The organism is Streptomyces calvus (assembly GCF_006782915.1).
In the GTDB taxonomy this organism is placed as follows: Bacteria; Actinomycetota; Actinomycetes; order Streptomycetales; family Streptomycetaceae; genus Streptomyces; species Streptomyces calvus.
In genome coordinates this window covers 31,609-51,515 of record NZ_VCNP01000003.1, presented here as the reverse complement: position 1 = coordinate 51,515, position 19,907 = coordinate 31,609, and the positions used below count along the sequence as shown (strand labels likewise).

Genomic DNA, 19,907 nt, shown 5'->3' with positions numbered 1-19,907 from the left:
CCTTCTTCCGGCCCCGACCATTGACGCCCGGCAGATTCATTAACTAAATTTCGTTTAATTAATCCGCTCACACACCTGGTGCCCCATGTCGCGTCCCCTTCCCCTCGCTCTGGTCCAGGCCCCCCGGCGCCCCGCCGACGACCTGGACGGCTTCGCCGCCGATGTCGCCCGGCGTACGCGGGACCTGCCCGCACAGTCACTGGTCGTCTATCCCGAGCTGCACCTGTGCGGTGCGCCGGGCGGCTCCCCGCTGGATCCCGCGGACCTCCCGGAGGCCACCGCCGAACCGCTGGACGGCCCGCGCGACGCCGCGCTCGCGCGGATCGCCGCCGACCTCGGGGTGTGGCTCGCCCCGGGCAGCGTCTACGAACGCGGAGACGACGGCCGTGTCCACAACACCGCCGTCGTGTACTCGCCGCGCGGCGAGCGGGTCGCCTCCTACCGCAAGGTCTTCCCCTGGCGTCCCTACGAGACCACGGTTCCCGGCGCCGGGTTCACCGTCTTCGACATGCCCGGCGTCGGCCGGATCGGCCTGTCGATCTGCTACGACGCCTGGTTTCCCGAGACGACCCGCCACCTTGCGTGGATGGGGGCGGAACTGGTGCTCAACTTCGTCGAGACCGGGACCAGCGACCGGGCGCAGGAAATCGTCCTCGCCCAGGCCAACTCCATCGTCAACCAGGTGTTCACCGCCAGCGTCAACTGCGCCGCCCCCCTGGGCGCCGGACGCAGCCTGCTGGTCGACCCCTCCGGTACCGTCCGCTCGCAGGCTCCGGCCGACGGTGACACGACCCTCACCGACGTCATCGACCTCGACGAGGTGAGCAACATCCGGCAGTTCGGCACCGCGGCACTGAACCGCCCCTGGCAGCAGTTCCGGCCCGACGACGTCCCCCTCGACCTGCCCCTCTACCAGGGCCGTATCGACCCCGCCACCTGGAGCGGCCGCACCCGTTCCGGTTCTGTCCCCTCCCCGGCAAAGAGCACACCATGACCGATCAGCCCACCCGCATGAGAGGCAACCTCGGTCTCCTCTCCATCGTCCTGTTCGGCCTCGCCTACATGGCCCCGGCCGTCGTCACCTCGACCTTCGGCGTCATCGCCGCAACCAGCGAAGGCGCCGCCCCCACCGCCTACCTCGTCGCCACCGGCGCGATGCTGCTCACCGGCCTCAGCTACGCCAAGATGGCCCGGATCATCCCGTCCTCCGGGTCCGTCTACACCTACGCCCGGCGCATGCTCGACTCACGGTTCGGCTTCCTGGCCGGCTGGGCCATGCTCCTGGACTACTTGTTCCTGCCCATGGTGGCCTTCCTGGTGCAGTCGATCTACCTGCACGCGCAGTACCCGTCCGTGCCGCAGTGGCTCTGGCTGGTGATCAACATCGTGCTGGCCACCGCCGTCAACGTCATAGGCCTCAAGGTGGCCGACAAGGTCAACAAGACCCTGCTGATCGCCGTCACCGGCTGCCTGCTGGTGCTTCTCGTCCTGTGCGTCCACTACGGCCTCGGCCACGGCGGAGCCACAACGGCCGGACACGCGCTCTGGAACGGCAGCACCAGCATCTCCGCCGTCACCGCGGCCGCCGCCGTCGCCGCCTACGCCTTCCTCGGCTTCGACGCCGTCAGCACACTCAGCGAAGAGGCCCGGGACCCGCAGCGCACCATCCCGCACGGCATCGTCCTCACCGTGCTCGCGGGAGGCGTGATCTTCGTGGCGCTCTCCTTCGTGATGCAGTGGGCCCACCCCGGCGGCACCTTCGCCGACGAGTCGTCGGCCGGGTACGCCGTCTCCACACTCGTCGGCGGCCAGGGCTTCGCCGACATCGCGAACATCATCACCATGCTCGGCGGTTTCGCCTCCTGCGTGGCCATTCAGGCCAGCACCAGCCGCCTGATGTTCGTCATGGGCCGTGACAACGTCCTTCCCCGCCCCGTCTTCGGGCGTCTGCACAGCAAACTGCTCACCCCGGTGCCGAACGTGCTCATCGTGGCCGCGATCGCGCTCCTGGCGACCAACCTGACCCTCGCCGACGCCACCTCGTTCATCAACTTCGGCGCCTTCCTGGGCTTCACCGTGGTCAACGTCTGCGTCATCGCCCACGCCGTACGGCAGTACCGCTCCGGCAGCCGCCCCGCACTCCTCGGCTTCGTGCTCCTGCCCCTGGCCGGCGCCACCGTCGACATCTACCTGATCACCCAACTCGGCACCACCGCGACCGAACTCGGACTCGGCTGGATCGCCATCGGCATCGTCTACCTCGCCGTCATCACCAAGGGATTCCGCCGTCCCGCACCCGAACTCCGGCCCGACGACGAGCAGTCGACCGGTACGGGGTCCTAGCCCCGCGCTGTCACGAGGCGGGCCGTCCGGCGGACGGCCGGCCGCGCGGAAAGTGCCTCTGGCCGGTCGGAACGCAACCTCGTTCCCGCCGGCCAGAGGCGCTCGCGGCGGTCCGCGCCGACGGGCCCGAGGACCGGGCCGCCGCCGAATGCCGTACACCTTCGACGGTCACCTCACCCCGAGCAGCAACCGACCCGCGCGACCACCGAGATCAACCGTTGAGTGGGGACATGCCCGGGCACCGATCACCTTCCCGTGGACACTCCGTTCCAGTAAGTGGACGCCATCTTGGTGCGGAGCCGGGGCTGCTGTAGAAATGGCCCCATGATTTCCGAGCCCCTGGTGCGACGCCTGGTCATCGACCTGTGCCGACGCGCGGGCTCGTCCTGTTGTTGATCGAGTCTTTCTGATCCCCACGCGCCCCGTCGTCCGGTGATGTCACCCGGCGGGGGCCGTTCGCGCACCCCGACGCAGGGTGCCCCTCTCGCTTCGTTCGCCCTCACTTCTGCTCGGGGCCGGCCGTCCCTGCCCGTCGACGGCAGCTGCTCATGTCCCGGCGCCCCACGGAGGACGCCCCATGTCCACAACCTCTCGTCCGTCCAGGCCCGATGCCCCGGCCGCACGCGCCGACGTCCCGCCCGAACGCCCTCTCCCGGCGGGGAGGACGTGGGCGCGTGTGCGCCATGCCGCGCTGCCGCTCGGCTCGCTGCTGCTGTTCCTCGTCGCGTGGCAGCTGCTGGCCGCGAGCGGTACGTGGAGCGACACACTCGTTCCGCCACCGGCCAAGGTGTGGGACGCCTTCGTCACCGTGTCCACCACCCGTGACGGCGTACGCGGCTACAACGGCACCACCCTCGTCGAGCACCTGGGCATCAGCCTGCGCCGCATCGCGATCGGAGGCGGCATCGGCATCGCACTCGGAGTGCTGTTCGGGCTGCTCATGGGCACCGTCGGCCGGCTGCGCGCACTGTTCGAACCCTGGATCACCTTCCTGCGGACGCTGCCGCCGCTGGCGTACTTCTCGCTGCTCGTCATCTGGCTGGGCATCAACGAGGAACCGAAGGTCACCCTGCTGGCGGTGGCGGCGTTCCCGCCCGTCGCGGTCTCCACCACCACCGCCGTCGCGGCCGTGCCCAAGAGCCTGATCGAGGCGGCCCGGGCACTCGGCGGGTCACGGTGGGACGTCGTCAGGGACGTCGTCGTGCCGTCCGCCCTGCCGGAGACGCTCACCGGGGTCCGGCTCGCCGTCGGCGTGGCCTACTCCTCCCTCGTCGCGGCCGAGTTGGTCAACGGCCTGCCCGGCATCGGCGGCATGGTCAAGGACGCCGCCAACTACAACAACACGCCCGTCGTACTGGTCGGTATCTTCACCATCGGTGTCTCCGGCCTGATCATCGACGGCCTGCTCCTGCGGCTCGAACGCGCCGTCGTCCCCTGGCGCGGTCGCGCGTAGAACCCTCACCTCCCTGCGAACAGAAACGGCTCCGCCATGACCCGTCTCCCGCACAGCCCGTCCCGCCGTCTCCTTCTCGCCGGCGCCCTGGCCGCCGCCTCAGCGGCCGTCACCGGCTGCTCCTCCGACACCGGAACCTCCCCGTCCGGCGGTGCGAAGCGGTTGCGCATCGGCTATTTCGCCTTCCCCAGCGGCGACTTGCTGGTGAAGAACAAGAGGCTGCTGGAGAAGGCCCTGCCCGACCACACGATCACCTGGATCAAGTTCGACTCCGGTGCCGGCGTCAACCAGGCGTTCCTCGGCAGATCCCTCGACATCGCCGCCCTCGGCTCCAGTCCGTTCGCCCGCGGAGTGTCCGGCAGTTCGCCGATCCCGTACAAGGTCGCCTGGATCCTCGACGTCGCGGGGGAGAACGAGGCCCTGGTGGTGCGCAAGGACACCGGTGTCTCCGACGTCGCCGGACTCAAGGGCAGAACGATCGGCACGCCGTTCGCCTCCACCTCGCACTACAGCCTGCTGGCCGCACTGGAGATCGCCGGGCTCGAGCCGGCCGACGTGAAGCTCGTCGACCTGCAGCCGCAGGCCGTCCTCGCCGCCTGGCAGCGCGGCGACATCGACGCCGCCTACGTCTGGCTGCCGACCCTGGACGAACTGCGCCGGACCGGCACCCAGCTCACCAGCAGCAAGGAGACCGGCGGAGCGGGCAGACCCACCCTCGACCTCGCCGTCGTCTCGGACGACCTGATCGCAAAGGACCCGGGAGCCATCGACGCCTGGCGCAAGGCGGAGGCCGAAGCCCTGCGCCTGCTCACGTCCGACCCCGAAGGATCCGTCGAGGCCGTCGCGGCCGAACTGGGCATCAGCACCGCGGACGCCAGGGCACAGCTGAAGCAGGGCGTGTTCCTCAGCCCGGAGCAGGTGGCCTCCGCCGACTGGCTCGGCACCGACGGCCGCCCGGGCAAGCTCCTCACCTACGTCACCGACACCGGCCGGTTCCTCGCCGACCAGCGGCAGATCGACGTCGCACCGTCCGAGGACGTCGTCCGCAAGGCCTTCTACCTCAAGGGGTTGTCCCGTGCCGTCGCATGAGCTCACCGCCTCCCGGGACGAGGCGGACGCCGCCGGTGCCGGGGCCGTCCGACTCGACCACGTCACCCACCGGTACGGCCGGGGCGGCGAGGCGCTCACCGCCGTCGGCCCGGTCGACCTGACCGTGCCGGCGGGGGAGTTCCTGGTGCTGGTCGGCGCCTCCGGCTGCGGCAAGAGCACCCTGTTGCGGCTGATCGCCGGGTTCGAGCAGCCCACTCACGGCTCGGTGCGGGTCTCCGGGACCGGGCCACGACCCGGCAGGACGGCCGGAGTGGTGTTCCAGACACCGCGGTTGTTCCCGTGGCGGACCGTGCGCGGCAACATCGACCTGGCACTGCGGTACGCGGGCGTGGACCGCGCGCTGTGGCCGCGGTGCCGCGCGGAACTGCTGGGCCGGGTCGGCCTGGAGGGCACCGAGAAGCGGCGTGTCTGGGAGATCTCCGGCGGCCAGCAGCAACGCGTCGCCATCGCCCGGGCGCTCGCCGCCGAGAACCCGCTCCTCCTCCTCGACGAACCGTTCGCGGCGCTGGACGCGCTGACCCGGGAGCGGCTGCAGGAGGACGTCCGCCGGGTGACCGACCGCACCGGACGGACCACGGTGTTCGTGACGCACTCGGCAGACGAGGCGGTCTTCCTCGGCTCCCGCATCGTCGTGCTGACGAGGAGCCCGGGCACCGTCGCCCTCGACCTGCCGATCACCCTGCCCCGCGGCGACATCGGCGCCGAAGAGCTGCGCGGCTCCCCGGAGTTCGCCGAGCTGCGCACGCACGTCTCCCACGCCGTCAAGGCCGCAGCGGCGGCCTGATCCCGTATCACACGGAAGGACACCAACGGATGAGCATCCTCAGCGATCGGCCCACCGCGACGACCCTGCCGGTCACCGAACTCGGCCCGCACTTCGGCGCCGAGATCCACGGCATCGACCTCGGCCGCCTCGACGACGACCAGGTCCTCGCCGTGCGCGAAGCACTCGTCAGGTACAAGGTGCTGTTCGTGCGCGGCCAGCACGGTCTCGACGACGCCGCGCAGATCGACTTCGGCAGGCGCCTGGGCGAGGTCACCGTCGGGCATCCCGTCCACGACTCCGGTGACGTGGCACCCGAGGTGTACTCCCTGGACAGCCAGGACAACGGGTTCGCCGACGTGTGGCACACGGACGTGACGTTCGTGCGCACGCCCCCGGCGATCTCCGTGCTGCGGGCCGTGGTGCTGCCGCCCAACGGCGGCGACACCAACTGGGCCGACAGCCAGCTCGCCTACGAGTCGTTGTCGCCGGGCCTGCGGGCGTACGTCGACACGCTGACCGCCGTCCACGACGGCACCCGCGAGTTCGGCTACTACCTGGCCCAGCGCCGGCAGGGCCGCGGCAACCTGTGGGAGGGCGAGGTGTTCACCCAGCTGACGCCGGTGGAGCATCCGGTGGTGCGGGTGCACCCCGAGAGCGGACGCAAGGGCCTGTTCGTGAACCCCGGCTTCACCTCGCACATCGTGGGAGTCTCGGAGCACGAGAGCCGCGGCATCCTCGACATCCTGTACGCCCACCTCACCAAGCCCGAGCACGTCGTGCGGCACCGCTGGCAGCCGGGCGACGTCGCGCTGTGGGACAACCGCAGCACCGCCCACTACGCCAACCGCGACTACGGTGACCGGCACCGCGTCATGCACCGCATCACGCTGCGCGGGGACACTCCGGTCGGCCCCGCCACCGCCGCCCGCTGACCCCGCGCGGCCGCGCGCGGGGTCGGCCGTGGCGGCCGAGCCCATGAACGGCCTCCGGCCCGCCGTCCACGCACCACGGGTGTGGTCACGTGGACGGCGGGTCCACGGGATCGTTCACCCGCGCGTGGTCAGAAGCGCAGCGCGTACGAGATGCGTCGGCGCAGGGATTTGGTGCGCTGTGCCTCGTGGAACCGGTCGTCCTGTTCCAGGACTTCGATCGCCTGCCGCACTCGGACGTCGGCCCGGTCGATGGCTTCGTCCAGCGGCATCACCAGGGGCAGGTCGAAGATCTCGACGATCCGCTCCACGCGTTCACGGACACTGCCGCCCACGACGTGGTACGGGATCTCCAACTCCTCGAGGGTCTCGATGAGAAGGTCGTCGGACAGCTTCCGGAACTTCTCGGAGACCGGCCGGTGGCCGTCGGTCTTCATCGTGAACTCGACCGGGAGGTGCACGTAGGCGTCGTAGATGCGCTTGGCACGGGCCTTGGTGACGGCCCCGTACGCGTGCATGTACTGCCGGTAGAACCGTTTCACCGGCAGCCCGGCGATGTTCTTCACCGTCTTCAGGAGGAAGTTGGCACCCGGGTTGATGCCGACCCGCATCCGTGCCTCGCCGTAGACCCACTCGTGGATCACCGAGCCGTCCGAGATGAACGGTCCCTGGCCTGCCTCGTGGTGGATGCGCTCCTCGAGCCGCCGCAGTCCGAGCATCGTCAGCTCCGACGCGCTGAGCTCCTGGACCTGTTTGCCCGGGACGAGGTCCATGAGGATCTCGCGGGAGGTCATGGCGTGTGTGCGCGGGATGCCGGTCGCTATCGACAGTGCCTCGGTCGTGGTGCTCTTGCCGCTGGAGTACGTGCCGGAGATGGCGAGGTGAAGACCGCGCTCCCCGGTGGAGGCGGCAGGCGGCGAGCCGGCCCGACCTGTCGGGGTGCCTGAGTTGCCCATGGTGTGTTCTCTTCTCGTCGTGGGTGTTCCGGCCGGAGCCGGGATGTCGGGTGGTGCCGGTGGTCGCCGGCCGTGGCGCCGGCGGCACCGCTCCGCGGGCCGCCGAGCGGTGCCGGGTCAGCCGCCCAGGCCCAGGCCGCCGCTGACCGGCAGGACCGCGCCGGTCACGAAGCGGCCCGAGTCGCCGGTCAGGTAGCGCACTGCCGCGGCGACGTCCTCCACCTCTCCCGCGCGGCCCAGTGGGGTGATGTTCAGCAGGTGCTCGCGCCGTCGGTCGGTGATCTCACGGCTCATGTCGGTGTCGATGAGTCCCGGCGCGACGACGTTGACCGTGATGTTGCGGGGACCGAGTTCCCAGGCGAGGGAGCGGGCCATGCCGAGCATTCCGGCTTTGGCGGCGCCGTAGTTGACCTGTCCCGGTGCCCCGTAGGCGTAGGTCATCGAGGACATCAGGACGATCCGGCCCCAGCGGGCACGGACCATGCCGCGCACGGCGCGCCGCACGGTACGGAAGGCGCCGTGCAGGTTGACGTCGACGACGTCCGTGAAGTCCCGCTCGTCCATGCGCAGGAACAACGTGTCGCGGGTGATGCCCGCGTTGACGACCAGTACCTCCACCGGCCCGTGCGCCGCCTCCACCTCGTCGAACGCGGTGTCGATGCTCTTCGGGTCCGTCATCTCGGCGCGTACGGCGAACAGCCCGTCGGGCGGTGCGGTGTCGCGGTGCGTGACGGCGACGCGGTCCCCGTCGGCGGCCAGGGCGCGCGCCACGGCGAGTCCGATGCCGCGACTGCCGCCGGTGACCATGACCGAACGTCCCATCAGTGGCTCCTTCGGTCGGTGGGACCTTCTTCGTGCCCCGCGCGGCGGCGATCGACGACCCTCCGGGTGGCGAGCACCAGGTTCGCGGCCGCGGTCACGGCGATCAACGAGCTGATCTCCCCGTGGCTGGGCACCTGGCAGGAGCCGCTCGGGAAGCCGGCGAACGGGCCGCCGGTCGTGTCCTCGTGCCGGTCGTCGTGGCCGTGGTCGGGGTGGGCGTCGGAAGCGGTGCGCGGGCCGGGCTCCGGTGCGGACCGGGTGCCGGGGCCGGGACGCCCTGTGTGTCGTGTGGTCCTCACCGGATCACATCGCCCGGGTGGCTTCGGGCCGTGCACTCCTGCGGACCGGTGGCGAACAGGTGCTCGACGGCGGCGGTGAGTCGGCCGGCTGTCAATGCGTTCGGCACGAGCCGCCGGGCGAAACGCGGGCTCGGCGGCACCCCGTCGTGCTTCTTCTCGACCATCAGTGGCGGCAGGAGCGCCAGGGGTGTACGGGACAGTGCCGTGTCGCTGTCGGCGAGGAAGCGGGCGGCGCGGTCCCGGTGGGCGGCGGGCAGCCAGTCGAGGAACGGCAGCCGCACCTCGACGACCTCGTCGTCCAGGAGGTCTCCTGGGCAGGGGCCGGTCAGGTCCTCGATCAGTCGGCAGGGTGCGGCCTGCCATTCCTCCCGCAGCATCGGGACGGGGTTGCGGGCCTCGTCCAGCAGGACGAGCAGCGGTCCTCCGTTCTCCAGGTGCTCGCGCACCATGGCCAGCTGCCCCTCGTCGGGCCAGATGCCGGTGGGTGTCCAGTGACCTGCACGTGGCGGAGCGGGCTGCTTCCAGCGCACGCGGGCCGGTCCTTCCAGTACGACGAGCACTTCTCCGAAGCGCAACGTCGGTGAAAAGCGCATGATTGATTTCCCCCGTTGTTTCACTGCAATTGCGATGATGGCGCACCCTCGGGTGTGCCGGACCGCCGCAGTCGTTTTCTCCCATGGGACGGCACGACGTGTGAATGGATGGAATTCGGCATTCACCCGTAATGGCATGCCCGTGAAGATGTACCGGCGCCAAAATGTGCGGCGTGCGGCGTGCGGCGTCGGAAGGGTCCGCTCGTCCGGTGAGTGCGTGGCGTCTAGGCGGCAGAGGGCAGCCGGTGTGCGAGAGAGCACCGGCCGCCGATCCCCGCGTAGTCGTCGACGGTCAGTTCCGCCGTGCGCCAGGTCTCCCCGCCCAAGTGGAGGAGCCGGGTCCTGGCGGTGTGTACGGTCGCGTCGAAGCTACGGCCGAGGGGCCGTACCGGCGTCTGTGTGCCGATGACGAAGCGCCTCATCCAGAGTGTGTCGCTGCTGCCCCGGGACAGCCGGTCCTGTGCGTAGAGCAGGGCCTGGGCCAGCTGGGCCACCCCCACCAGCGCGTCGACCAGCGAGACGGAGGGGCCGTAGGCCGCTTCCGCCCCGTGCGTCTCCGCGTCCCTGTCGGTGGCGACGACGCGCTGCCGTCCGCTGACTCGCTGCCGGTCGAGGTCGACGTGGACCTGGTCCGCGTACTGGGCGCGGTGCTTGTAGCCCTCGCCGTAGTGCCGGGCCCGCGCCGGTCCGAGCGCCTGTGCGGCGTCGGCGTACGTGACGGGGCCCTGGGGCCCGGCGCCACGCTCGTGCGCGAGTGTGCAGCGCACGCGCAGCCCGCCGATGCGGCAGTCGTAGGTGCTGGTGAGCACGGGCTGCTGCGGATCCGGGTGGTCGACCGCGAGGAGCCGGCCCTGCACCGGAAAGTCCGCGAGGTCCTCGTGCGGACTGCTCCCGGCGCGTACGTCGGCGTGCCGCAGCCAGGTGCGGCGCTGTTGCGCGACTGTGAGTCCGAAGGCCCGGCCGACGTGCACTTCGGCCAGGGTCGCGGCGAGTACCAGCGCGTCGATGCTGCTGAGATGAGGCCGCAGCTCGCCGGCGTCCGACTTGCGGGACCAGTCCTGCGGATACGTCAGCGTGCCCCGTGCGGTGGCGCGTGCGCCCGGCTCGGCCGAGCCGTCGGTGGTGATGTTCCTCAGGTCCTGGACGACGCGCTTGTACCCGCTCCCGAAAAAGCGTGTGCTGCCGGGACCGAGGCAGCTCTCCAGAGATCCGTAGAATAAATCCTTGCTGTTCATTCCCCGTTACCTTCCCCCGTGTCGCGGACTGGGTCCGCTCGCCGGAACCGCTCTGGTTCGAGTGGCCCCGGGCGTGAAATATTAACACGGCGGAGTTGCTTCGAGTAAGAGATCAAGGAAATGTGTGACGTCCTCCACAAGGTCACGAAAAAGACGTCCATAAAGTGGATTCCGTAATTCCATGGAAAGATCCATGACGGATGCTCGGAGTGCGGAATTCCATTAAAATGGAAAAGCGGAATCCGTGCATCGGGACCGCGAGAGGATCACTCGCAGGCGATCACACGCGGCCAGCGATCGGCGAGCAGTTCGCCGAGCAGCGTCCGCAGGCGCTCGCGGTCGGCCGCGGGCACGGTGGAGAGGAAGTCCTCCTCCACCTGGTCGACGGCGCGCCCTGCGCGCCGGAGGGCCGCGCGGCCGTCGTCGGTGAGGCGCAGGATGTACCTCCTGCGGTCCGACGGATTGCGGCGGCGCTCGACGTGGCCCGCGCCCTCCATCTCGTCGATGAGGGCCACCATGGTGGTGGGGTCCAGGTTGAGCAGTCGGCTCAGGTCCTGTTGGGACAGGGTGAGGTCACTGTCCAGGGCCGCCAGGACGTAGAAGTAGCGCAAGCGCATGCCCTGCGCCGTGAGCGCCCGCTCGGCCTCCTCCATCAGGAGGAGGCCGGCTTTGTTGAGCAGGTACCCGGTCCTGCGGATCAGCGGGAAGTCGAGCCCGGCGGGCTCGGCCGGGCTGGGCGTCGCCTGTGTCATCCGGGCCGCTCCCTTGTCGCTGAGTGACCGGTCCCGGGCCGCCGGGCCCTCGGTGACGCCGAGCGTCGTTGGTGCCGATCGTCGGTTGTTCCGAGGGTACCCGGCGGTGGTGCCGGCCTCCAAGGCCGGTGCGGCCAAGGTCACCGCCGCTGTGGCCGCCCGTGAGGCGTCCGGCCCGTCCGGCCTCAGCGTGCTCCGCCGGCCGGCACCTGACCGTGGTTCGTGGTGTGTCCGGCGGTCACGTCGGCGCCGCCGGTGTCCTTGACGCCCGAGGTGCCCGCGAGCCGGCCGTCGTCGTCCGGTGTGTCCATGCGGGCGCTCTCGTGGAGGTCGCGGTTGCGGATGAAGGCGAATCCCACCACCGCACCGATCGCGGCGACGGCGGCACAGACGAGCATGACGTCGGTCAGGCCGTCGACGAAGGCGGTGCGCGCCGCCGCGTCGAGCGCGGGTGCCAGTTCCCGAGGTGCACGGCTCACGGCTTCGGCACCGCCGCCCGCCGCGACCGCCTCACCGAACTCGTGCGCGGCCGGGCCCAGTTGCCGACCCGCCTCGGATGCGGTGAACAGGTCCGTCACACGGCTCTGGAACACGGCGCCGAAGCCGGCGATGCCGATGGCGACACCCACCTGCTGGAACGTCTCGCTGATGCCCGAGGCCATGCCCGCCTTGGACGGTTCCACGACGGCGATGGACAGCGAGGCGCGGGGCGGGTTGAACAGCCCCATGCCCAGGCCGATCCCGAGCATGCTCGGCAGCAGCGCGGTCCAGGTGGTGTCCGGGCCGGTGAGTGAGACGAGGACCAGTCCGATCGCGATGAGGGTGAGGGAGGCTCCCATCAGCAGCCGCTGCGGCACCCGCGTCGTCAGCGAGCCGGCGACCGCGGCGGCAACGAACAGGGTCAGCGTCAGCGGGAGGAACCGCAGGCCGGTCTCCCAGGGGGAGAACGCCAGCACGTTCTGCACGTAGGAGACCAGCAGGAAGATCGCCGACATGGTGGCGGCGGCGCACAGCAGCGTCACCATCGACACCCCGTTGAACGTGACGTTCCTGAACAACGACAGCTGCAGCATGGCCCGTTCGCCAAGTCGCCTCTCGACGACGCCGAACACCGCGAGGAGGAGGGCGGATCCGGTGAACATGGCGACGATCGGAGCGCTGGACCACCCGTCGGCCTCGCCGCGCAGCAGTCCCAGCACGAGCAGGGTCAGCGCGCCGGAGAAGAGGACCAGTCCCCACCAGTCGACGGCCGGTGCCGACTCCTCGCGGGACTCGCGCATCCGGAGCAGGCTGACGGCCAGTGCGAGGAGACCGACCGGAACGTTGACCAGGAAGATCCAGCGCCAGCTGAGCCCGTCTGTGAGAGCGCCGCCGATCAGCGGCCCGAAGGCGATGGACAGGCCGACGACACCGCCGAAGACGCCGAAGGCCGTTCCGCGGTCCTTGCCCCGGTACTCCTGCCCGATCAGCGCGGGGCCGATGGCGAAGAGGACGGCGCCGCCCAGGCCCTGGATGCCACGGGCGACGGAGAGGACGACCACGTCGTTCGCGAGGCCGCACGCGAGCGAGGCCACCAGGAAGACGACGAAGCCGAAGTTGAAGACGCGCTTGCGGCCCAGTCGGTCAGCCAGCGATCCGGCGGTCAGCAGCACCGCGGCGAGGCCGAGCGCGTACGCGTCGAGGACCCACTGAAGTGAGGTGAAACTCGCGTCGAAGGCCTGCCGGATGTCCGGCAGCGCGACGTTCACCACGGTCAGGTCGAGCAGCAGCATGAACGTGGCCACACACACGACGGCCAGCGTCCATCCCCGCCCGCCGCTCTCGGCCGCGGCGGCGTGGCCGGCGGCCTGTTGCGGCGTCCGCGTCGTTCGGTCGGACATGATTCCCCCGAGTCCTGATGATCTAGCTTCCAAATCATCTGTGATTCCGATGATTGCCGAAGCTATGGAGATGGAGGGGTGCGTGTCAATGCACTCAGGACATTCGGTCGGCATCAGGCCGGAAAGCGCCGGTCCGGTGAAGAGGCGGGGCTGGTGGCGGCTGCTGGGGTGCGGTGCCGGGAACGAGCGCCTGTGCGCCCCGCGGGCCCTCTCCCCGACGTGGTCCGGTGCGGCGCACGGTCGAACGCATGGGGCATACCGGTGAAGCGTGTGCGGGACGCGGGGACGGCGCGGACTGCCCGAACGGGGAGGACGCCGTCGTGGACGGACCGCGGTGTGAGGAGTGCCGGCATCACTGGGAGCTGGACCAGACCGAGCCCGGCCGGCGTGCGATCCCGGATGACGGGCTGACCCGGCCGACGGGGGAGCCGGGCGAGGTCGGGAAGGAAGACGCCGCGTAGGTGCCGGGAAGGCAGCCGCCGCGCGGCGGCAGCGGCCGCACGGCCCCGCACCCCCGGTGGTGGGGGCGCGGGGCCGTCGGTTGCTCACGCGCTGTCGTGAGCGCGGGATCGGGCTAGTTGCTGCCGGTGCGTCGCCGTCGCATCCACCACACCATGGCTGCGCCGGCGGCGAGCGCTGCGGCGGCGATGCCGGCGATCAGGCCGACGGGCGTGCTGGATCCGGTGTCGGCGAGGTCGCCGTCAGGGTCGGCGGGGGGCTTGTTGGCGCCGCCGGTCTGGGAGGGGCTGGGTGCCGGCGTTGACGGGGTGTCGGTCGGTGTCGGCTCGTCCCCGCCGGTCGGCGTCGGGGTGGGCGTCGGAGTGGGCGTGGGCGTGTCGCCGTCGTCGTCGCTCTTGCCCGCGCTGTTCCCGCCGAGCATGAGCATGCCGTCGTGGTCGGCGTCGTCGGTCGCGGCCTTGACCGCCGTGTCCTTCGTGCGCGGTGCGTAGGGGTTCTCCGCACGGAACTGCGCACGCGAGATGTTGCGCTTGGGCTGCTTGGAGAAGTCGACTCCGCCGACGGTGATGACCCAGACCTCTTCGCCCTTGGTCAGCTCGTACGTGAACTCGCCTTCCTTGAAGATCTTGACGTACCTGTTGAAGACGTCGGTCTTCTTCCAGTCCTGGTGGGGTGCGCGCAGCGGCCACCGCTTGACGTTGTTGCTGTTGATGATCTTGCGGTAGTCGGTGGGCTGCCGGGCGTCCTGCTGCCGGATCCATTCCGCGGCGACGCGGGCGGTGTAGACGCGGCGCAGGTCGGCGTACTCGGGCCTGGTGTTGATCCAGTTCTCGACCTCGGGGACGACGGTGCTCCTGAGCACGCGTTCGTTGTGCTCGATCTCCTCCTTGCTCAGCTGGTCCTGGCAGGACTCCCCGCCGCCCGGGCCGGGGGTGTTGACCTCGGCGTACTCGGACTGGAGCTTGAGGGGCGCGTCGAGGATGTAGATTCCGCCGTCCTGCTCACGCACCTTCGCGGTCTTCGGCTCGATCCAGTTGCGTCCGGAGTGCAGGCACGGCCAGCCGTTGACCTTGGCGAGGCCGTTCCAGGCGGCCTTGCCGACATCGGTCTTGGGGTCCAGCGCCTTGTAGAAGTCGTGCTTGAGCCGCAGGTCGGCTTCCAGCAGGACGCGGCCGGCGTCGGTCGAGGCGAACTTGTCGTCCATGATCGTGCCGGGGGTGTCCGGGTTGAGGTTCACCCAGAACTTGTCCGGGGTGAGGGCCAGCCAGGTGAAGAAGGCGTCGGAGATCATCTGCGCCTTCTCCTTGCCGCCCCAGCCGCCGGACTCGCCCGGGGCCTTCTTCGCGGAGAACGCGTAGTCCAGACCCTCACCCTTGACGGGCTTTCCGACGTACTTCAGGTCCAGCGAGGTGAAGTCGATGCCTCCCGGCCCCTTGGGGAAGCGGCCGCCGGACGCCTGTTCACGCCGGTTGAGGAAGTCGGCCATGTCCTTCGGGGTCGGCTTGGACTGCTTGATCTGGTCCACCGCGCCGCCACGGGACCCGTTGTTCTTCGACGGATCGGCGTTCATGTAGGGGGCGTTGTACCGGTGAGGGCTGTTGTTGGCCTGCGCCGGCGCCTTCTCGATGGCGTTGGAGCGGTGCTCGTGGATCGTGACCCGTTCGCGGCCGAGGGTGTCCTTGCCCAGGTTCTGGCGCATCTCGTTGAAGAACTTCTGGCCGTTGCCGCCGCGTTCCTCGGCGAAGACGAACCGTATCCGGTAGCCGGACTTCTGCCAGTTCTTGTTCCTGGACAGGGCCAGGTCCTTGGGCTTCTGGCTTTCCTCCGGCTTGTTGTTGGACTTGATCTCCACGATTTCGCGGGTCTTCTTGTTGATCGCGTCCAGGATCCGGCGGTGGACCTTGCCGGTCTGCGGGTCCCGGACCTTGATCTCCTTCTGGCAGATCCAGTCGGGTCCCACCAGGCCGAAGTCCTTGACGACCTTCGCCTCGAACGCCTTGCCCCGCGGGTCGTGGCCGGACTGCGGAATGTACTTGCCGTCCCGCCAGCCCTCCCAGTCCGTCTTCCACTTGCTGCCCGGCTTGGCGATCTCCTTGGCGTAGTACGCGTACACGCGCCGCGGGTCGCCCTTGCCGTAGGCCTCGGGGTCGGTGCCGACCTTCTTCAGGAACGCGGCGCGTTCGGCCGGGTCGGCGGGCAGCTCCAGACCGTCGTACTGCTTGCCGGGGTTGGTGTAGTCGAACTCGTCCCACTGCGACTTCGGACGGCTGCTGTCACCGCTCGGGAGACGGCCGGGGCGCACGTCCCTCAGCCCGTACAGCTCGTCGCACCGCTTGCCCGGTGACAGCGGCTTCTCCTTCGCCACGGCAGTGCCGTTCAGCGCGGGCAGCGCCCCGGTGGCGAGGACAACGGTGCACACGAACGCGACGGTGCTCCTGGTCAGGACGCGCAGCCGGCCGGTTCTTGTCTGATACTTCACGTGAAGCAGGTCTTCCCCAAGGGCCCACTGGGGTCGGGTCCCGTGCGCCGCCAGGGCCCCCGTAGTCATGGGCGGCACACAGAGTGCACCACCATAGGGGCTCAACTTCCGCCACTCACAAGGGAAAAGCCGAGTGTCGCGCGTCATCTCGGCATGTACACACGGCCATTACAAGCCGGATCCGGTACCGCGCTAGGGTCACCCGCATGGAGGAACAGCAGCGCATGAACGAGAAGGAGTGGGCGGACAACCCACGGCTGAACGCGTGGACCGCCGCACAAGCCGCCGCATTCGAAACGTGCTCCCCGTTCGACCGGGGCGGATGGGATTTCAGCATCGAATCCCTCGACCGCCTCGAGGACCTGCTGCGCCGCCGGTTCACCTCCTACGAGGACATCACCGCGGCACATGGCACCGAGCTCGTCGGCGTCGCCGCCTGGTACCTCGGCGAGGTCCACGTCCGCCACCACGGAGCGCAGTGGCAGTGCCAGCCCGAACCCGATCCCCAGGGCCTCGGCAACGATGAGCCTTACGTCACCATCCCCTTCGCCCGCGCCGACGCGTACCCGCCGGCCGACGACGACCCCGACGAGGACGGCCGCCCCCTCACCGTCCCCGTCAACGAACTGGACGCCCTGTTCCTGCGCGGCCCCGGACACCACCTCCGCGACACCCTCGACCGCTACCGGCCCCGGGACCGGTGACCGGAGGGCCCGTTTGCGGGCCGGCTCACCGGCATGACCGGCGGTGACGTTCCGGCGTGGTCGCCGTCGACAGCCTCTGCGGCCGGCACTGCCCGGATCGGGTCCGCTGCATCGGCCAGGCCCGGCAGATCGCGTTGAGGCACCTTCACGAGCGAAGTCCGAAGACAGCCGCCCCGAGCCGTCGCAGCGCTGCGACCACTCATCCCGGCCGACGCTGCCTGGCCGATGCCGCCCGGCACGCCGTGTGTCGCGCCGCGCGGATGCGGCACACCGTGTGTCGCGCCGCGCGGATCATGTGTCCGGCCGGTGACGGGCCCGCCGCGTCGCCCAGAATCCGACCGGAAGCCGGCCCGGGGTGGCTCGGTAGCCTTCTTCCGTGACCCCGATGATCCGCGCCGCCGGCCTGCGCGGTTTCGTTCCTCTTGTCGAGCAGCTCGGGGGCGACGCGGACCGGCTGCTCGCCCGGTTCGGGGTCGCGCCGTCCGTACTGGAGTCGGACGAGGCCCTCATCCCGATTACCGTCAATGACCTCCTGCTCGACGGTGCGGCGGCCGAACTCGGCTGCCCCGATCTCGGCCTGCGCCTGGCAGAGGCACAGGACCTGACGATCCTCGGTCCGCTGGCGGTGGCCGTCGAATCGTCGTCGACGGTCTCCGAGGCACTGACCCTCGCGTCGAGGTTCATGTTCGTCCACAGTCCCGCACTCAGCATCGGCGTCGAGGCCGACCCCTGGGGGCGCCGCGAGGTGGTCGCCCTGACCTATCGGAAGGACCTGCACGAGTCCCCGTACTCGCCCCAGGCGATGGAGCTCGGACTCGGACTCTTCCACCGCATCGTGGTCGCGCTGACCGGCGACACGGCGGGGCTGCGGTCCGTCGAGATCGCGCACCAGCCCCTCTCCCCGATCCGCCGCTACACCGGTTTCTTCGGCGCGGACGTGAAGTTCGGCCGGCCGGCCGCCGCTCTCCGGGTCGAGCGACGGCTCCTCGACATGCAGTTCGGCACCGCCGACGACACGATCCGGCACCTGGCCGTCCAGCACCTCGCGGGCCGCTACCCGGACCCCGCGCGCAAGGTGTCGACACACGTCCGGCGTGCCGTCGCCGGGAACCTGGGCACCGGCCGGCCGGTGATCACGCGTGTCGCACGGCTGCTGGCCGTACACCCTCGGACGCTCCAGCGGCAGCTGGCCGCCGAGGGCACCTCGTTCGAGGCGGTCCTCGACGAGGTACGGCGTGAGGCGGCGCACCGGTACATCACCACGACCGACCTCCCGCTGGGAGCGGTGACAGCACTCGTCGGCTTCACCGAGCAGTCCACGCTGAGCCACGCCGTACGGCGCTGGTTCGGTGCCAGTGCCCGCGAGCTGCGCCGAGCGGCGCGGCGGGGTGGCGGCACCGGTGGACCCGATGTGTCGCGCTGAAACAAGTCCCGGAGAGGACTCGGCTGCACTCTGAGGGGGCGAACGCCCCGGCAGGAAAGGACCCCATGGTGCAGCAGGCACATCGATCCGGCCCGGATCCCGCAGCGATCGGCGCCCGTCCGATCCCCGAGTTCGACGACGTCCACGACGTGTGGCCGCGCGGTGAGCGGCTGACGGCGGTGCGGCGCGCCGCGGCTGCGTACAAGGCGCGCTCCACGGCGCGGGGACAGGTCCACGCGGTGGTCAAGGAGAGGACGCTCGCCGAGCCCTGCCGGAGAGACCCGCACGGGCTCCAGACCCTGCCTTCCACGGAAACCGCCCCGTGGAAACGGTTCTGGCCGGTGGTACCCACCTACGCGCACGGCGGCATCGCATACGGCGAGATCAGGGGTGGGCGACGGTGAGCGGATCCCTCGAAGGCGCGGTCGTCACCGGAGCCGGCCGCGGGCTCGGGCGCCTGATCGCGGCGCTGCTCGCCGAACGCGGACACCGCGTGCTGGTCACGGACATCGACGCGGCGGCGGCCCGCGCCACGGCCGAAGAGCTCGGACCCGACGTCCTGTGGGCGGCCCTGGACGTACGCGACGAGGAGGCGGTCGCCGCTGTCCGGGACCGTGCCGTGGCGGAGACCGGAGGTCTCGGCGTGTGGGTGAACAACGCCGGCGTGCTCCTGACCGGTCCTGCCTGGGATCAGTCGCCGGCCGCGCGGCGGCTGATGCTGGAGGTCAACACGCTGGGCACGATCAACGGCACGGTCGCCGCGATCGAGGCGATGCGCGGCACGGGCGGACACATCGTCAACATCGTTTCCCTCGCGGGGCTGACCGCGGTCCCGGGTGAGGCCGTGTACGCCGCGTCCAAGCACGCGGCGATCGGGTTCAGCGTCAGCACCCTGGCAGACCTGCGCCTGGCCGGGACGAAGGACATCGACATCTCCTGCGTCTGTCCGGACGGGATCTGGACGCCGATGCTTCACGACAAGCTCGACGACCCCGCGTCGGCGCTCTCCTTCTCGGGCCGGCTCCTCCGGCCGGCCGACGTCGTGGCGGCGGTACGCAAGGTACTCGACCGTCCCCGTCCGGTCACCGCGGTGCCCGGCCGGCGTGGCCTCCAGGCCCGCCTGGCCGGCGCCCTCCCGGCCCTCGGCCTGCGCGCTCTGCCCCTGATGGTCGCCAAAGGCAGACGCGTACAGCGCAGGATGCTGGCGGAAGCGCGACGGGACGGCTGAGAGCGCGTCGCCGAGCCACAGGTGGGGCAGCCGCGTCGCGCCCCGGGACCCCGCAGTTCTGCGCGGGCCCCGGGCACGCGTCGCGCTGTTTCCGCCTGTGCGGGAGCGGCGAGCTGATCGTGAGCTCGGTGACAGCGGCGGTCGGTCGGCCCGGGGTCTTCCACGAACGGGGATCTCAGGTGGCCGACGCCACCGCGAAGGCGCGGGCACGGCCGTATGCGTGCAGCAGCCCCGTGACTCGTGCAGGACCTCGACCACGGACGGTGTCGTGGACGCGCACGTCGTGGGCGGCCTTCAGCAGCGGGGACAGGCCGCCGACGACGTCGCGGGTGAACAACTCGCCGGCCAGGTGCGCCCGCGCGTCGGCCACGGCCCGGAAACCGTGGAGGACCTGGACGTCCTCGTCGCGGACGAGGGGCTCCTTGCCGAGCGCGCCGGGGACGGTCTCCAGGACCGTACGGCCCTGGCGGCGGGCG

19 protein-coding genes are annotated in these 19,907 nt (G+C 70.4%); 10 read left to right on the top strand and 9 right to left on the bottom strand.

Features of this window, described 5'->3' with window-relative positions:
- Positions 1–85 precede the first annotated feature (85 nt).
- The 6 genes from FGW31_RS00355 to FGW31_RS00330 all read left to right on the top strand — a co-directional run bounded on the left by FGW31_RS00355 (position 86) and on the right by FGW31_RS00330 (position 6,604).
- Positions 86–994 (top strand): carbon-nitrogen hydrolase family protein, encoded by a 909-nt coding sequence (locus FGW31_RS00355; protein WP_142191240.1) that lies wholly within the window; start codon positions 86–88, stop codon positions 992–994.
- On the top strand, positions 991–2,343 hold the full coding sequence (locus FGW31_RS00350) for an APC family permease (protein WP_142191239.1): 1,353 nt from the start codon (positions 991–993) through the stop codon (positions 2,341–2,343). Before FGW31_RS00355 ends, FGW31_RS00350 begins: the two co-directional genes overlap by 4 nt.
- Before the next feature lie 577 nt (positions 2,344–2,920).
- A complete protein-coding gene (locus tag FGW31_RS00345) occupies positions 2,921–3,796 on the top strand; it encodes an ABC transporter permease (RefSeq protein WP_220510962.1) in 876 nt (291 codons plus the stop codon).
- Between the two features lie 36 nt (positions 3,797–3,832).
- On the top strand, positions 3,833–4,885 hold the full coding sequence (locus tag FGW31_RS00340; RefSeq protein WP_142191237.1) for a taurine ABC transporter substrate-binding protein: 1,053 nt from the start codon (positions 3,833–3,835) through the stop codon (positions 4,883–4,885).
- The gene (locus FGW31_RS00335) at positions 4,872–5,690 is read left to right on the top strand and encodes an ABC transporter ATP-binding protein (RefSeq protein ID WP_142191236.1); all 819 of its coding nucleotides are present in this window, start codon (positions 4,872–4,874) and stop codon (positions 5,688–5,690) included. Before FGW31_RS00340 ends, FGW31_RS00335 begins: the two co-directional genes overlap by 14 nt.
- Positions 5,691–5,719: 29 nt before the next feature.
- The gene (locus tag FGW31_RS00330) at positions 5,720–6,604 is read left to right on the top strand and encodes a TauD/TfdA dioxygenase family protein (protein WP_142191235.1); all 885 of its coding nucleotides are present in this window, start codon (positions 5,720–5,722) and stop codon (positions 6,602–6,604) included.
- Positions 6,605–6,732: 128 nt separating this feature from the next.
- On the opposite strand, the gene FGW31_RS00325 is transcribed toward FGW31_RS00330, so the two are convergent.
- From FGW31_RS00325 to FGW31_RS00285, 8 genes are all read right to left on the bottom strand, one after another.
- Positions 6,733–7,557 carry an AAA family ATPase gene (locus FGW31_RS00325; RefSeq protein ID WP_142191234.1) on the bottom strand — a complete coding sequence of 275 codons (825 nt, stop codon included), beginning with the start codon at positions 7,555–7,557 and terminating at the stop codon, positions 6,733–6,735.
- Between the two features lie 117 nt (positions 7,558–7,674).
- Complete coding sequence (fabG, locus tag FGW31_RS00320) at positions 7,675–8,379, bottom strand: 3-oxoacyl-ACP reductase FabG (protein ID WP_142191233.1); 705 nt, start codon at positions 8,377–8,379, stop codon at positions 7,675–7,677.
- Positions 8,379–8,678, bottom strand: a complete 300-nt coding sequence (locus FGW31_RS00315; RefSeq protein ID WP_142191232.1) for a hypothetical protein — start codon at positions 8,676–8,678, stop codon at positions 8,379–8,381. Before FGW31_RS00315 ends, fabG begins: the two co-directional genes overlap by 1 nt.
- Entirely contained in the window at positions 8,675–9,271 is a 597-nt protein-coding gene (locus FGW31_RS00310; RefSeq protein ID WP_220510963.1) for a hypothetical protein, read from the bottom strand. The genes FGW31_RS00315 and FGW31_RS00310 overlap by 4 nt, the downstream gene beginning before the upstream one ends.
- A gap of 224 nt (positions 9,272–9,495) precedes the next feature.
- A complete protein-coding gene (locus tag FGW31_RS00305) occupies positions 9,496–10,506 on the bottom strand; it encodes an AvrD family protein (protein WP_142191231.1) in 1,011 nt (336 codons plus the stop codon).
- A gap of 266 nt (positions 10,507–10,772) precedes the next feature.
- Positions 10,773–11,258, bottom strand: a complete 486-nt coding sequence (locus FGW31_RS00300) for a MarR family winged helix-turn-helix transcriptional regulator (RefSeq protein ID WP_142191230.1) — start codon at positions 11,256–11,258, stop codon at positions 10,773–10,775.
- A 185-nt stretch (positions 11,259–11,443) separates the two neighbouring features.
- A complete protein-coding gene (locus FGW31_RS00295; protein WP_233452288.1) occupies positions 11,444–13,138 on the bottom strand; it encodes an MFS transporter in 1,695 nt (564 codons plus the stop codon).
- A gap of 574 nt (positions 13,139–13,712) precedes the next feature.
- Positions 13,713–16,076: an LAETG motif-containing sortase-dependent surface protein gene (locus FGW31_RS00285; protein WP_142191228.1), complete on the bottom strand. Its 2,364-nt coding sequence runs from the start codon at positions 16,074–16,076 to the stop codon at positions 13,713–13,715.
- 206 nt (positions 16,077–16,282) lie between these two features.
- Between FGW31_RS00285 and FGW31_RS00280 the strand changes: the two genes are divergently transcribed.
- The 4 genes from FGW31_RS00280 to FGW31_RS00265 all read left to right on the top strand — a co-directional run bounded on the left by FGW31_RS00280 (position 16,283) and on the right by FGW31_RS00265 (position 19,431).
- Positions 16,283–16,780: a hypothetical protein gene (locus tag FGW31_RS00280; RefSeq protein WP_142191227.1), complete on the top strand. Its 498-nt coding sequence runs from the start codon at positions 16,283–16,285 to the stop codon at positions 16,778–16,780.
- A 385-nt stretch (positions 16,781–17,165) separates the two neighbouring features.
- Positions 17,166–18,203, top strand: coding sequence for an AraC family transcriptional regulator (locus tag FGW31_RS00275; RefSeq protein ID WP_142191264.1), 1,038 nt, complete (start codon positions 17,166–17,168; stop codon positions 18,201–18,203).
- A gap of 65 nt (positions 18,204–18,268) precedes the next feature.
- Positions 18,269–18,607, top strand: coding sequence for a hypothetical protein (locus FGW31_RS00270; RefSeq protein ID WP_142191226.1), 339 nt, complete (start codon positions 18,269–18,271; stop codon positions 18,605–18,607).
- The gene (locus FGW31_RS00265; protein ID WP_142191225.1) at positions 18,604–19,431 is read left to right on the top strand and encodes an SDR family oxidoreductase; all 828 of its coding nucleotides are present in this window, start codon (positions 18,604–18,606) and stop codon (positions 19,429–19,431) included. The genes FGW31_RS00270 and FGW31_RS00265 overlap by 4 nt, the downstream gene beginning before the upstream one ends.
- 175 nt (positions 19,432–19,606) lie before the next feature.
- On the opposite strand, the gene FGW31_RS35375 is transcribed toward FGW31_RS00265, so the two are convergent.
- Entirely contained in the window at positions 19,607–19,801 is a 195-nt protein-coding gene (locus FGW31_RS35375) for a hypothetical protein (protein ID WP_233452287.1), read from the bottom strand.
- Positions 19,802–19,907: the final 106 nt, after the last annotated feature.